The organism is Desulfitobacterium elongatum (genome assembly GCF_055378975.1).
The window spans coordinates 3,847,709-3,860,657 of record NZ_AP038772.1; the positions used below are offsets into that span (position 1 = coordinate 3,847,709).

At 45.6% G+C, this 12,949-nt stretch carries 15 protein-coding genes; 1 reads left to right on the forward strand and 14 read right to left on the reverse strand.

The genetic code is table 11. The annotated features are described in order from the left end of the window. The first annotated feature begins 110 nt into the window (after positions 1–110). On the forward strand, positions 111–413 hold the full coding sequence (locus tag ACZ42W_RS18245) for an MGMT family protein (protein ID WP_464166687.1): 303 nt from the start codon (positions 111–113) through the stop codon (positions 411–413). A 57-nt stretch (positions 414–470) separates the two neighbouring features. Here ACZ42W_RS18245 and ACZ42W_RS18250 read toward each other — a convergent pair whose 3' ends face one another. The 14 genes from ACZ42W_RS18250 to cobJ form a co-directional block, all read right to left on the reverse strand. Beyond that, positions 471–1,325 carry an ATP-binding cassette domain-containing protein gene (locus tag ACZ42W_RS18250; RefSeq protein ID WP_464166688.1) on the reverse strand — a complete coding sequence of 285 codons (855 nt, stop codon included), beginning with the start codon at positions 1,323–1,325 and terminating at the stop codon, positions 471–473. Positions 1,326–1,343: 18 nt separating this feature from the next. Beyond that, complete coding sequence (cbiQ, locus tag ACZ42W_RS18255; RefSeq protein ID WP_464166689.1) at positions 1,344–2,114, reverse strand: cobalt ECF transporter T component CbiQ; 771 nt, start codon at positions 2,112–2,114, stop codon at positions 1,344–1,346. Beyond that, the gene (locus tag ACZ42W_RS18260) at positions 2,111–2,440 is read right to left on the reverse strand and encodes an energy-coupling factor ABC transporter substrate-binding protein (protein WP_464166690.1); all 330 of its coding nucleotides are present in this window, start codon (positions 2,438–2,440) and stop codon (positions 2,111–2,113) included. Before ACZ42W_RS18260 ends, cbiQ begins: the two co-directional genes overlap by 4 nt. 3 nt (positions 2,441–2,443) lie before the next feature. Further along, a complete protein-coding gene (locus ACZ42W_RS18265; RefSeq protein ID WP_464166691.1) occupies positions 2,444–3,184 on the reverse strand; it encodes an energy-coupling factor ABC transporter permease in 741 nt (246 codons plus the stop codon). A gap of 24 nt (positions 3,185–3,208) precedes the next feature. Next, positions 3,209–4,372, reverse strand: coding sequence for a pyridoxal phosphate-dependent aminotransferase (locus ACZ42W_RS18270; RefSeq protein WP_464166692.1), 1,164 nt, complete (start codon positions 4,370–4,372; stop codon positions 3,209–3,211). Further along, a complete protein-coding gene (locus tag ACZ42W_RS18275; protein WP_464166693.1) occupies positions 4,314–5,303 on the reverse strand; it encodes a GHMP family kinase ATP-binding protein in 990 nt (329 codons plus the stop codon). The genes ACZ42W_RS18270 and ACZ42W_RS18275 overlap by 59 nt, the downstream gene beginning before the upstream one ends. Beyond that, complete coding sequence (locus ACZ42W_RS18280; RefSeq protein WP_464166694.1) at positions 5,303–5,863, reverse strand: cob(I)yrinic acid a,c-diamide adenosyltransferase; 561 nt, start codon at positions 5,861–5,863, stop codon at positions 5,303–5,305. The genes ACZ42W_RS18275 and ACZ42W_RS18280 overlap by 1 nt, the downstream gene beginning before the upstream one ends. Before the next feature lie 2 nt (positions 5,864–5,865). Continuing rightward, positions 5,866–7,404 carry a cobyrinate a,c-diamide synthase gene (locus tag ACZ42W_RS18285; RefSeq protein ID WP_464166695.1) on the reverse strand — a complete coding sequence of 513 codons (1,539 nt, stop codon included), beginning with the start codon at positions 7,402–7,404 and terminating at the stop codon, positions 5,866–5,868. Positions 7,405–7,810: 406 nt separating this feature from the next. Then, on the reverse strand, positions 7,811–8,767 hold the full coding sequence (gene cbiB / locus ACZ42W_RS18290; protein WP_464166696.1) for an adenosylcobinamide-phosphate synthase CbiB: 957 nt from the start codon (positions 8,765–8,767) through the stop codon (positions 7,811–7,813). 8 nt (positions 8,768–8,775) lie between these two features. Further along, positions 8,776–10,293 (reverse strand): cobyric acid synthase, encoded by a 1,518-nt coding sequence (locus ACZ42W_RS18295; RefSeq protein WP_464171080.1) that lies wholly within the window; start codon positions 10,291–10,293, stop codon positions 8,776–8,778. A gap of 113 nt (positions 10,294–10,406) precedes the next feature. Further along, on the reverse strand, positions 10,407–11,045 hold the full coding sequence (locus ACZ42W_RS18300) for a precorrin-8X methylmutase (protein WP_464166697.1): 639 nt from the start codon (positions 11,043–11,045) through the stop codon (positions 10,407–10,409). Then, entirely contained in the window at positions 11,042–11,410 is a 369-nt protein-coding gene (locus ACZ42W_RS18305; RefSeq protein ID WP_464166698.1) for a sirohydrochlorin chelatase, read from the reverse strand. Before ACZ42W_RS18305 ends, ACZ42W_RS18300 begins: the two co-directional genes overlap by 4 nt. Beyond that, positions 11,407–12,252 (reverse strand): precorrin-6A reductase, encoded by an 846-nt coding sequence (gene cobK, locus ACZ42W_RS18310; RefSeq protein ID WP_464166699.1) that lies wholly within the window; start codon positions 12,250–12,252, stop codon positions 11,407–11,409. Before cobK ends, ACZ42W_RS18305 begins: the two co-directional genes overlap by 4 nt. Continuing rightward, positions 12,249–12,935, reverse strand: a complete 687-nt coding sequence (gene cobJ, locus ACZ42W_RS18315) for a precorrin-3B C(17)-methyltransferase (protein WP_464171082.1) — start codon at positions 12,933–12,935, stop codon at positions 12,249–12,251. Before cobJ ends, cobK begins: the two co-directional genes overlap by 4 nt. Between the last annotated feature and the right edge of the window lie 14 nt (positions 12,936–12,949).

Here is a 12,949-nt window from a genome sequence, read left to right on the forward strand (position 1 = left end):
AAGAAAGTATAAATCAAGTCTCGTCTGTGGTATAAAATAACTAGGACAGAGCTATATAAATGAATATGTAAGCATCGTAATGGATGTATGCATCATTGAGGTGAATAGTATTGAAGCGCAAAGAATTCTTTGATAAAGTTTATCAGATTGTCATGGATATTCCTCTAGGGAAAGTTGCCACCTATGGAATGATTGCTCTTTTATCTGGACAGCCTCAACGTTCAAGAATGGTCGGGCAAGCCCTGCATCATGCCCCTGATTCTACCAATATTCCTTGCCATCGTGTGGTGAACTGCCAAGGTCGTTTAACTCCCGGTTGGGCAGAACAAAAGCAACTTCTATTAAACGAAGGCATCACCCTGAAGGACAATGGGTGTGTCGATTTAAAAAAGTTCCTTTGGAAATCATTTTAATCATTGTAACGCGGAACCTGTCCCCCGGTTCCGAAAAGTATAAAAGCTAGACTGTGTCTAGCTTTTTCTTTCATCTCTCCATATTTTTATTGCCTTTCGTGCTCCAGAAATAGTTACAGGTAGCTCTTTAAAATTGAACCCATCCTTTTCTTTCAAGATCTCAAGTAAATGTCCAATGCGTGGAAGTCGAAGATTCACCCTTCGTAGCGCCTTTTTCTCCGAGAATACCTCTTGAGGAGTTCCTTCTAGAACGATACAGCCCTCATCCATGACAAATACCTGATCACAGTAGAGTGGAACGATGTCGATATCGTGGGTGGAGATAATGACAGATAGCCCAAGTTCTTTCTGAGTTTCCTTTAATAGTTTCATTATTTCACATATACCTTTTGGATCCAGACCTGCTGTGGGCTCATCGAGTACCAGCACCTCTGGTTCCATAACCAGTACTCCAGCAATCGCCACCCGTTTCTTCTGACCAAAACTGAGGCAGTGTGTGGGTTTATTCTTAAGATGAGAAATCCCTGTTCGCTCCATAGCAACATCGACTCTTCTTCGCACTTCGTCTTCAGGCAGCTTCATATTAACGGCACCAAACGAAACATCTTGGTATACGCTAGCAGAAAAAAGCTGGTTATCGGGATCTTGAAAGACAACACCGACGGACTGACGCAGTCTGATAAGTCCCCTCCTCGAATAGTCCACGGGCTTGCCCTCAAAGAAGACCTGCCCTAAGGAAGGTTTTAATATGCCATTTAAGTGATGGAATAAAGTCGATTTACCAGCTCCATTCCCTCCAAGTATTGCTGTTACTTGACCTCTCTTGATTTCCATATCTAAACCCTTCAGTGCATGAGTCCCATCAGGGTATGTATAATGAAGGTCCTGTAACTTTAATATGTTCTGAGTCATTAGGCAACCTCCTGTGTACTATTTCAAGGACAAGGCAACGAATACTAAAATCGTATTGACTACAAGGGCTACGATATATATCTTTCGACTTTTCTCAAAAGGTTCCTCGAACACATTAATGTCTCCATCATATCCTCGCGCCTCTAAGGAAGTAAATAGATCGTTAGAACGCTTATAGGCGCGAATAAACAGTGTAGCGACAAGAGCTCCCAGAGAACGATATCCTGTAGACAGGTTTCTGTACCCTAGCCTTGAGTTTTGAGCTGTCAACATTATATCTGCAGTCTCCAATAGTGTAAAGATAAACCGATATACTAACCCCATCATCTCAACAATAAGCTTTGGTACCCTTAGCCTTCGAAGTACTGCCAATAAATCGACCATGGGGGTGCTTAACGATAGAAAGTACAGGCATGAAACCGAACCTAATACCCGAAAAAAAAGTCTTCCGGCTTCGTACATCCCCACTTTAGAGACACCGATCCAGAACCCCGCTATAGGCAGGGAAAATAAAAATCCCTGGGGATTACTTGAAACGTTAATGGCGATAGTAAGGACTCCAATCACTAAAAAAGCCATCGGAACAAGCATCAATTTAATAAAAAGTGAAAGGGGTGTGCCTCCACTTTGAATGGTTATCCATCCCATAATAAAAAGCACAGCGAGGGAAATAACCAAAGTATCTACCCATAGACACACTCCCAGTGTAATTAGAGCAAATACAAACTTCTGCAGAGGATCTATAGTTTTAAGCTGTGAAGCATAAGCATACGTGTCAATGTTAATCATTTATTATCTCCGTCTTTGCCCCTTTTGCGTCCCCTAAGATACCCCAGTCCATATCCAATGACTCCAGCACCAATAGCCGCTTGAAGTGCAAAGCCCAAGCTCTCTATCTCGCTACTCGCCGGTTTAAATAGGGGAGTAAACCAGGGCTTATATCCAGCTTGCATCTCTGTTATTGCTTCTTCTGCAGCACCATCAGCACCACCGAACTTTGCATCCTTGGCAAAAATCAATGGGGCAACAGTGATGACTACAACCAGTAATATCAATAAGACGTTAATATTAAGACGACTCATTTTCGGTTTTTTAATGACAACATGATCCTCCATTACTTACGCCTCCTTGGATAATATCTTGAGGTCTTTTAACTCATCTTTGCCATAAGCTGAAAGAGCATTAAAGATAACTACGGTTAGAATGCCCTCACAAATTGCTAAGGGTATTTGTGTTACTGCGAATATCCCGAGAAACTTTACTAGGGACACAGCAACCCCACCTACTTCTGCTGGAAAAGCGAGGGCTAGCTGCACCGAAGTGGTTACATAGGTTGCTAGGTCACCCACAGTTGCAGCAAGAAAAACAGCAAGCCAAAGAGGTCCCTTAGCCTTCTTTACTACCTTATAAATACAGTAGGATACAAAGGGGCCAACGATAGCCATCGAAAAAGTGTTAGCGCCCAGTGTTGTCAATCCTCCATGTGCCAAAAGTATCGCCTGGAACAAAAGTACGATTAATCCCATCACCGACATCGCTGTAGGGCCAAAGAGAATCGCTCCAAAGCCCACACCCGTTGGGTGAGAACTGCTTCCGGTTACCGAGGGAAGCTTTAAAGCGGAAAGGACAAAGGCAAAGGCCCCAGCCATGGCAAGTAATATTTTGAGCCGAGGATGTTCATTGACAGTCTTTTTAATAGAGAAAACTCCCATAACAATAAAAGGAATACAGAGGGCCCCCCAGGCGATTGCCCAGCCCGGCTGTAGGAAACCTTCCATAATGTGCATCGCTGAAGCCTTACTGGGTATAAAAAACATCATAAGCGTTAGTCCGATGAACAGTTGTATTCGCTTTGACATGACATTTCACTCCTTTCACGTTTATTATCCCTTCGCTCTATGGTCTTTCATAGGACTAAGAGCTAAAATCCCATTGATTAAGGCCTGCATGCTTGGGATATCCTTAATGGCTACTCGAATGAATTCACCTTCAAGTCCTTGGAAACTTCCGCAATCCCTAACTAAGATTCCTTGTTTTCCTAGTTCTTTTACGATGTTCTTGGATTGACCTTTTAAGATCTTTATGAGTGCGAAGTTCACTGAGCTAGGAAGCAACAAGAAATGTGTTAACTTGGCCTGATCAAAGGAGTTAAAAAAATAGTCCTTACTCTCTCTAAGAAGTCTACGTACCCGATCGGGATACTCCTGATCTTCAAGCGCTACAATTCCGGCCTCTTCAGCAAGAATATTCACAGCCCAGGGATCACGATGTTCTTTCACCTGATTAAGAATCTTCGGTGTAGCGAAAACTGCCCCTAACCGCAGCCCTGGTAAGGCGTAAAATTTGGTCATCGAATATAAGACAATTAAGTTTGGATAATCTCTTAAGTATTCTCTTCCTGACCATCGATGTTCTTCTTCCAAAAAGTCAACAAAGGACTCATCTAAAATGACCCAAGTCCCCATTTCCTTTGCCAGAGAAAGTATACGTTCAAATTGGCATCTTTCTAGAGAACTCCCTGTGGGATTATGAGGAGAATTCAGGAAAAAGAGATCACTTTCGCGAAACTTTTCTTTCCAAAAGAGTACGTTCTTTTCATTTTGGATTGTGCTCACAGCTTCTTTAGAATCTGCTCCCGCTTCTAACTCATACTCTAACTTGAAAGATGGGTTATTCCATCCTTCCACCCCTAGCGGTAATGTCGTGATTCCCGCCCCGCAGGCCCGTGCTGCTCGTTCGTATTCACTAAAACTCGGAACGGGAATAAGTACCTTTTTCGGTCGAAGTGCCTGCAGAATCGAAAAAAGAAGCTCACCTGCCCCATTCCCTAAGAGTATCCAATCCTCCGACACATCGAAATTCTGCGCTAACCCCTTTCTTAAGCGCCGATATTCAGGATCAGGGTAGTGAACAATTTTCGGCATGGCACTAGTCATCGCTTTCCAGACTCCCTTAGGTGGCCCGAAGGGATTAATGTTCGCAGATAAATCAATAAATGAATTCTTTCCGTATCTCTCCATCGCCTCTAACAGATTTCCACCGTGCATGTTCTATCCCTCCTCGAATCCCTCCGCCGTAGGTCTCTATCCATTCCACTGCTTCTGCCCGAAAACGAACACGGGCTTCCGCTTGAATATTTCTTCGTAAAGTCTGGGGAAGATCAAAGGGAAAAACACCAGCCAGTAGGGTTCCACTATGTGCTGTGATTACCCCAAGTCCCCCCATGTGATGCACCCAGGAAAGGAAATCCTTGAATTCCGGCTTTGGATTTATCTCCTGATTACACCGTGCACTCACTGTGCTAGCACGTGCGATTTTCTCTAGATCCCCCGTCAACATACCCTCATAGAAGAGTGAAAGGGCAGCTCGAATTTCCAATTCATTTTTCCGATAGTGAGCCGAAAGTCCCTGCTGAGCATTAAAGGATTGAGTGTCTAGGCTTCCTCCCCAATCCATCATGAGAAGATGTGCTGGAATAACCGTCCCAAGAGACTTAACATAAGCACCATCACGGTGAGCAAATTCTGTGATCCCTTCAAACATAACTGGGTCTGTAGGCTCAACTTCTAGCACCAATTTGGCTAGCATCTCTGCGTCCCAAGGAATTTGGAGTGAATACCCTACAGCCACCATAGCTGCTATCATATCCGCAGTCGAACTTGCCATCCCTTTGCCTGTGGGAAGTTCAGAACTTAAATCGATCTGGCCCCTTAAGGGTGGCAAACTATTCTTCTTAGCGAACTTATCTATCGCTAGGCGAGTTTTTTCTTTTCCCTTAGGTATTCTCCACTTCCAACCCCTAAATTCCGTGGCATGAACTTTCTCACTAGTAATCCCATCTATTAGTTGTATTACTGCCCTTGCTTCGACAAACCGGTTCACTGGACAACCTACTAAAAAGGGTATTCCGTTTTTTGCTCCTTGAACCCATTCTCCACAGGTCCCCGGACATCTTGCCCAACCGGTTAGTCCCTTCATTAATACTCAATCCCCCTGCGGCTCCGTATTCCTACTTCAAACGGATGTTTTTCTGGATTTAACTCCCACCATTCTTCCACTAAGGGAAGGATTTCTCGCGGCATATCTCGTCCTGTTAAAATCCAGTTCAAGTCTTTGTGACTTGAACGTATTAACTCACGTAAAGTATCTATTCCTAAAAACCCCCGATTCATAGCGTGACTGACTTCATCTAATATAATGAGTCCTAAACGAGGATCCTGAATTTTCGACTTAAGAAACTCAACCCCTTGCTCTACGAGCGGAACAGCGATTCCTGGATCTCGATTTTGACGGAAGCACTCCCCACAGCCACTACAATGCTTTAGTCCAGTACGAATCATGCCTGACCAGCGGCACCCTACTCCAAACTGTATTAAAGGAATGCCCAAGCGTTGAAGGCCATAGAGTTCACCCATGTAAGTACTCCCTTTAAGGAACTGCACGATTAAGACTTCAATTCCCTGAGAATACGCTAAACAGGCTTCACCAAGTGCCGAAGTGGTTTTTCCTTTTCCCTTTCCAGTAAAGACTCGAACCATATTTATGCTCCTCGCCGAATCTGCTCGGCCCACCGTTCTAAAAGCTCCGGATGACCCGCGAAGTTCAGATGAAGATAAGAAGCGACAATCTGATCTTTTGCATACCCATCCATCCGCATAGAACATTCCCCTTTAAACAACTCAAAAGCAGGTGAATCCCCAGTTGTCTCCACAGCTTGAAAACGAACTCGGGAATAATGGAATTCATGCCCATGGACTGTACTCCCCGCCAAGCCGAGGAAGGTGTCTCGTTGGAAAATCCCCTTCCGATAGCCCATTCCCTGAAGTCGTCTTGTCATCTCGGCCTCTACAGGGATAAGACCAGCCATTGGATAAGTCCTTCCTTCAAAATCGGTAATCGTATTCCCAAGATACATATACCCCCCACATTCTGCATAAATCGATTTTCCGGAGTTTGAAAAGGCCCGTAAGGATTCTAAAAAAGAAAGATTTTGGCTTAGCCGTTCCAAGTGTAACTCGGGAAAACCTCCTCCGATATAAACTGCATCAAGTCCTTCAGGCAAGCTGGAATCCTGCAATGGACTAAAGGGAATAATCGAAAAGCCCATTCTTTCAGCTTGATCCAAGGCATCCTGATAATAGAATGAAAATCCTTCGTCCCAAGCCACACCCAGGCGTAATTTGGGCTCCTTGCTTAAAGTAGCGGCTTTCTGCTCCACCCCTGGCATTCTATGATTTTCCTCTTTACTTTCCCGATCTCCGATTTTTTTAATTTTTTCTGAACTTACATCTTTGCTTATGTCATTACTTACGTTTTTACTTACGTCTTTACCTATCTCTTCATTTACCTCTTTCCTCACACTAGCTATCTCTGTAACTTCTTCATGATCAGCTGAGCTTAGCATTATTTCTTGGATTTTCTCAAGATCAATATAGCTGAAAATTACTCGATTTAATTCATCCCAGAAGTCCTCCCTGAACGATTTTTCTTGTGAAGGAACAAGTCCCAGATGACGTTCAGGTAATCGGATGGCTTCTTCCTTCGGCAAAGCGCCAAGAATCGGCACCTCGATCTCTGCTAAGGCCTCCCGCAGTAAAACTTCTTGAGCGGAGGATTTTACCCTATTAAGAATAACTCCCGCTACCTTTAAGTCCTGATCAAACGTACAGAAACCATGAACTAAAGCTGCGACGCTCCGCGACATGTTCGCTGCATCCACGACCAAAATAACCGGAGCCTGAAGAAGTTTTGCAATATCGGCACTACTTCCAAATCCCCGTGTACCAGACATCCCATCGAAAAGCCCCATGACACCCTCAATCACTGCCCATCGCCCTTCGGAACTTTTCTCAAATACAGGGAGTAGCTGTTCACCTAACATCCATCGATCTAGATTCCGTGAGGGTCGCCCTGTAGCTAAGGCATGATAACTCGGATCGATATAGTCGGGGCCGACTTTATAGGCTTGAATGGGTAGGCCTTTTCGAGTCAAGGCTGCCATAATTCCAGTGGCTAAGGTGGTTTTACCTACTCCGCTATGGGTTCCGGCTAGGAGGATTCGAGGAGTCTGTAGGGTCATTTTGGTCACCTCTTTATAATGTCTTTCTGGTCTAGCCTAAGAATGGATCTTTCTGATCAAGTCTTATTAACAAGATATCTCCAGGATTTTGCTTTCCACCGGTCACTCTGCAAGCTGCGCGGACCAATCTAACGCTCAAGTACTTCGCTGCGTCGGGTTCACCTTCAGCCGTTAAGCTATCTCTTGAGCGTGCGGCTTCGGGCGAAACCCTCAACCGGAGGCTTTCGTGGCTAAATCGGCTCCCGAAAGCACTGCTTTCGCACTTGTTGCCTCGTAGCCGGTTGGAAACGTCCTTGTTTCCAACCCGTCTCCGCTGCGTACTTTTCGCGAAGATTGGAAGCCGTTCGCTTAAAAGACGTTTCCTTGTGTAAAGCAAAATCCTTAGGTATCTTTTCTAGTAGCCCTTTTAGATTTGTATTATGGACACAGCTCCGAGGGCTAGGACGAATGACAGCCAGGTTGCTGTTCTCACTAAGCTCTGACAGCTTTGAATATCCTTCCAACCGAGTTCATGGAGAGGATCTCCCATCTCGGCGCGGTGATGTACTTTTCCATGGTAGATATTCCTTCCACCGAGTTGAATCTCAAGAAGTCCGGCAACGACGCTTTCAGGGTTTCCGCCATTCGGGCTAGGATGGGATTTGGCATCCCTTCTCCAGATGCTTGTTGCGTAACGAACAGGCATTTTATACAGCCAACCCGTGAAAAGGAGAATTCCTACAGAGAGCCTAGCTGGAATATAATTAGCCCAATCGTCCGTCCGTGCGGCGAACCAGCCAAAATTTTCATACCGCTCATTCCTATATCCAATCATCGAATCAAGAGTACTTACCGCCTTGAAGGCCATGGCTAGGGGTGCTCCTCCGATAGCCATATAAAACATAGGGGAAAGGATTCCGTCTACGAAATTCTCCGCTAGAGTTTCGACTGTTCCACGGGCAATCTCACCTTCAGACAAAGCAGCGGTATCTCGGCTCACAAACCACCCTAGCCTTTTTCTAGCCTCTTCAATGTTTCCCTCTCGAAGCGGGCTAAGCACCTGACTTCCTGCCTCCAAAAGGGATTTTCCTGCTAGTGTGGAGGCTAAAAGGATCGACTCAACAACAACCCCGAGAATAGGAGATATCTCCTTGGCCGCCCCGACAATCAGGGCAGTCACAACGAAGCTTCCCACGACCAAGAAAAGTGTCAGGATGGCTCCCTTCAGGCGACGGTGCCACTGTCTTCCCTGATTAAGCTTCTTTTCTAGCCAAGCTATAATTTTCCCCATGAAAATCACAGGATGGGGCCACCCCGGTGGATCCCCAATAACCTGATCTAAAAGAAACCCTGCTACAAATGCTGATGGTCCTAGCATGAACATATTCGTTATCACCCTCTATGCAGGCCCATGATGGAACGAATCTGTTCCATATCGACGCTTTTCCTCACCCAATCGGCGAGTTCATTGAAGGATTGCTCTCGAATTGCAGCCTGAGATAGAGAATTCTCAACCGCTCGTCTTCCCCCTCGTCTTTCCCAAAGCCATTCCAGTAGAGCTGTTCTTAAGGGGTCATTATCAAAGATTCCATGAATATAAGTACCGAAAGCACTACCTGAGAGTAACCCATCCCCATAAGCTTGCCCCTGCGCCTCAATTTCAAAGAGAGGTGTTCCATCAACAACGGAGCGTCCCATATGAATTTCATAACCCGTGATTTCTGTATTTTTACAACGGCTGAAAAAAAGTTCTTTAGATAAAACCTTGCCATGGCTTTGCACCGTATGTTTATCCAGTTCAAATTCTGTATCCATTGGGAGGATTCCTAACCCAGCGATTACTTCAAGGTCAGACTCCGTGCGGAGGGGATCTCGAACCTCACGTCCTAACATCTGATAACCACCACAAATTCCAATAATGGATACTGAATCCTTCCACAAGCTTTGAATTCGTTCGGCAAGACCACTTTCCCACAGAAAGCGAAGGTCAGCAAGGGTGTTTTTGCTTCCAGGTAAAATGACACAATCCGGTTGACCTAATTCTGAGGCTTCTTTAACATAACGTAGACCTACATCCAACTCATCCTCTAATGGATCAAAGTCGGTAAAGTTTGACAAGTAAGGCAAACGGATAACAACGATATCCAATTTCTCTTCTGGCTTGAGCTTCTGTGCCTGTAGCGTATCGTCTCTTCTCTCTTCTAAAGCTACCGAATCTTCTTCAGGAATTTTGAATTGATCATAAAAGGGCACGACACCGACCACAGGGATTCCTGTCTTCTCTTCCAGAAAATCAAGGGCGGGTTGCAAAAGCTTAATATCCCCACGGAATTTATTCAGTATGATACCTCGCACGATTTCACGCTCTTCAGGCTCGAGCAATTCGAGAGTTCCGACCACGGAAGCTAGGGCTCCACCTCGGTCAATATCCGCAACTAATAGAACTGGTGCTTTAGCTTCCAGGGCAACGCGCATATTAACAATATCGTTTTTCTTCAGATTCACCTCTGCTGGGCTCCCTGCCCCTTCAATCACGATAATCTCGTTTTCATCCAAGAGTTCGTGAAGAGCCTTTTCAACAATCGGCCAGGTCGTCCTCTGATACTCCCCATGATACTTTAAAGCAGATAACGTCCCCTGGGCCTTCCCAAGAACAATCACTTGTGACCCAGTATGGCCGGTTGGTTTAAGCAGTACAGGATTCATTCGAACATCCGGCTCAATCCCCGCCGCCTGAGCTTGAACCACCTGCGCTCTCCCCATTTCTCCGCCATCTCGAGTAATAAAGGAGTTCAAAGCCATATTCTGAGCCTTAAAAGGAGCAACTTGATAGCCTTCTTGATAAAAGATTCGGCAAAAAGCTGCTGCTAACACGCTCTTTCCCACATTCGACGAGGTCCCTTGAATCATGAGTCGAGCAGCAGGGCAATCGGCCCCACTCTTCTCTTTCTCGCTCAATGCTTTCACCTCCGTATTTCCTTACTACACTATATCTACTATCTAGAGACCATTAGTGCGTAGGTCTAAAGCTCCCTCTTAACTGCCAAATAAATCAGCGCATTAACCGTCGTCGCAGCCAGCGGGCTTCCCCCACGATTCCCCAAAATGGTTATGGAAGGAATCTCTTGATGCTCTTCCCAAAGTAAATCCTTTGATTCTTTCGCACCTACAAAACCAACAGGTATTCCAACGATAAGAGCCGGTCGGGTCTCGGGATTCTTGGCTAATTCTAAAACTTCAATTAATGCCGTCGGCGCGTTCCCTATTGCGACGATGGCTCCTTTGAGCCGCTCTTTGTTTAACCTTAAAGCCGTCATCGTCCGGGTAATTCCCCATTCAGCAGCCTTTTCAGGGATACGTGGATCTCCTAAAAAACACTCCGCGGTTCCTCCGAGTTCTGCCAATTGCTTTTTTGCAATCCCAGCGCGAGCCATCTCTACATCTGTAATGACAGATGCGCCTTGCTTTAAGGCCTTAAGGCCAGCCTCGATGGCCTGAGGATGAATCCGTATAAACGGTTCGAGATTGACATCTCCACTGGTATGAATACAACGCTCGACAATCTTAAGTTCCTGATCCTTCCACGACATTTTCAAGTGCTCATGGATAATCCGCATGCTTTCTCGCTCAATCTGAACCGGATCGGTAATGAATCCGTTCATACACCCAAAGCCTCCTTAATTCTCACGCTTGCCAAGTTAGCAATGGTGTCATCTGCCCCTAATTCCTTCGTGAATTGAATCTCCACATCGGGGTATTTCTCTTGAACCTCTCGTATCTCTTCATAAATATCGACAGTTACATGCATTCCTCGAAATAAGAACAGTGGCATGATAACAATTTTTTTTGCCCCCTGAGAAATCTTCTGCATGACTCCCTCGGGTAAACTTGGTGCCTGATGGGCCATAAATACGGGAGTTACTTCCCTGCCCAGAAACTGACTTACTTTATGTGCGACCTCGATAAGCCCCTGATTGGCTTCACTTCGACGGCTACCATGCCCTAGAAGAATTATCTCTGTACTCAAGAACTTTCTTCCACCTTTCTGATGAAATCTTGCATACTTACATTCGTTTTTGTGACCCCTTCCACACCCCATTCCGAAGTTCCGCCGGACTTATGTGGATTCGCTAGAGCAGTGGGTTCAAGGAATGCTGGAGTTGCTAAATCCCCTGGCCGCTCAAGGATGATTACAGGAATATTCAAATTGAGACACGCCTGTACCTTCTCTTCGCTACCTCCGATTGATCCGCTTTCTTTCGTAACCACGACATCAATCTTTAACTGCTCCCAAAGCGCTTCATTGAATTCCCGAGTAAAGGGCCCTTGCATAGCAATAATTTGATAGGGTTTCAGTCCCACCTGTTCGCACTGACTTAAGACCTGAGCTGTAGGTAGAACCCGAACAAAAACTTCAAGATTTTTAAATTCAGGAACGCTCATCCAACTCGTCAGATTTCTACTCCCCGTACTTAAAAATATCCTTTGACCGAGCTGACTGGCTAAGTTCGCCGCGGCGTCTATATCTCGGACAAAATGGATGAGCGGATGATCGGGATATTCCCCCTGGGCTCTCTCCCAACGAAAATAGGGAATGTTGCATTCACTCGAGACCTTTTGTGCTAACGAGCGAATATTTTGAGCATAAGGATGCGTGGCATCAATTAGTGCCTGGGTCTCATGCTCCTTTAACGTTGCTCTGAACTCAGCCTCATCAAGTGCTCCTGATCGGGTTTTAAGTCCTTGTCCTTCAGCTATTTCTGCACCATATTCGGTTAACGTCGAGACGAGAACTTCATGACCCTGCTTTTGAAACTCATATGCGAGCCTTCTTCCATCCTCCGTCCCGGCCAAAACCATGAGGTTCATAGTACATAGCCCCTCGGGGTAACCATATACGGACCAACCACCCGGGTATGAGAATTTCCAATAATGACTGTGGTCAACATATCAATCGGAGACTGGGTAAATTCTTCGAGATTTGTGATGACCACTTGAGACTCCCCACGTAAAGCTTCTCTTACAATTCCTACTGGGGTTTCTGGCGCACGATACTCAAGAAGCACTTTTCGAACCCATTCAATCTGATCCTGACGCCCTTTACTTTTTGGGTTATAGATAGCAAGAACGAAATCTCCTTCTGCCGCGAGTCTTACTCTTTTCTGGATGACTTCCCAAGGAGTGAGAAGGTCACTGAGGCTAATCACCGCGAAATCATGCATAAGTGGTGCCCCAAGCATCGAAGCAGCGGCATTCGCGGCACTAACACCTGGAATAATCTCCAAAGGGATATCGAGGCAATTCGCTTCCTCCATGCACTCAATTAAAACCCCAGCCATACCGTAGACTCCCGCATCCCCACTACTCACCAAAGCGACCCGGCGCCCATCCTGAGCCAGTTCAACGACTTCTCGACACCGATCAAGCTCTTGCCTCATTCCCGTCGAAACCACTTGCTTTTCCGTAAGCCAAGGCCGAATCAAATCAATATAGGTCTTATATCCTGCAACCACATCGACTTCATTCCAAATCGTCTTAGCGCGAGTCGTCATATGCTCTGAATCAC

What these genes read in the sequence shown, in the direction of transcription:
- cbiQ (WP_464166689.1), bottom strand. Translation starts at nt 2,114, where the DNA reads ATGATTAACATTGACACGTATGCTTATGCTTCACAGCTTAAAACTATA.
- cbiB (WP_464166696.1), bottom strand. Translation starts at nt 8,767, where the DNA reads ATGTTCATGCTAGGACCATCAGCATTTGTAGCAGGGTTTCTTTTAGAT.
- ACZ42W_RS18300 (WP_464166697.1), bottom strand. Translation starts at nt 11,045, where the DNA reads ATGAACGGATTCATTACCGATCCGGTTCAGATTGAGCGAGAAAGCATG.
- ACZ42W_RS18260 (WP_464166690.1), bottom strand. Translation starts at nt 2,440, where the DNA reads ATGGAGGATCATGTTGTCATTAAAAAACCGAAAATGAGTCGTCTTAAT.
- ACZ42W_RS18270 (WP_464166692.1), bottom strand. Translation starts at nt 4,372, where the DNA reads ATGCACGGTGGAAATCTGTTAGAGGCGATGGAGAGATACGGAAAGAAT.
- ACZ42W_RS18295 (WP_464171080.1), bottom strand. Translation starts at nt 10,293, where the DNA reads ATGATTCAAGGGACCTCGTCGAATGTGGGAAAGAGCGTGTTAGCAGCA.
- cobK (WP_464166699.1), bottom strand. Translation starts at nt 12,252, where the DNA reads ATGAACCTCATGGTTTTGGCCGGGACGGAGGATGGAAGAAGGCTCGCA.
- cobJ (WP_464171082.1), bottom strand. Translation starts at nt 12,935, where the DNA reads ATGACGACTCGCGCTAAGACGATTTGGAATGAAGTCGATGTGGTTGCA.
- ACZ42W_RS18285 (WP_464166695.1), bottom strand. Translation starts at nt 7,404, where the DNA reads ATGACCCTACAGACTCCTCGAATCCTCCTAGCCGGAACCCATAGCGGA.
- ACZ42W_RS18250 (WP_464166688.1), bottom strand. Translation starts at nt 1,325, where the DNA reads ATGACTCAGAACATATTAAAGTTACAGGACCTTCATTATACATACCCT.
- ACZ42W_RS18265 (WP_464166691.1), bottom strand. Translation starts at nt 3,184, where the DNA reads ATGTCAAAGCGAATACAACTGTTCATCGGACTAACGCTTATGATGTTT.
- ACZ42W_RS18275 (WP_464166693.1), bottom strand. Translation starts at nt 5,303, where the DNA reads ATGAAGGGACTAACCGGTTGGGCAAGATGTCCGGGGACCTGTGGAGAA.
- ACZ42W_RS18280 (WP_464166694.1), bottom strand. Translation starts at nt 5,863, where the DNA reads ATGGTTCGAGTCTTTACTGGAAAGGGAAAAGGAAAAACCACTTCGGCA.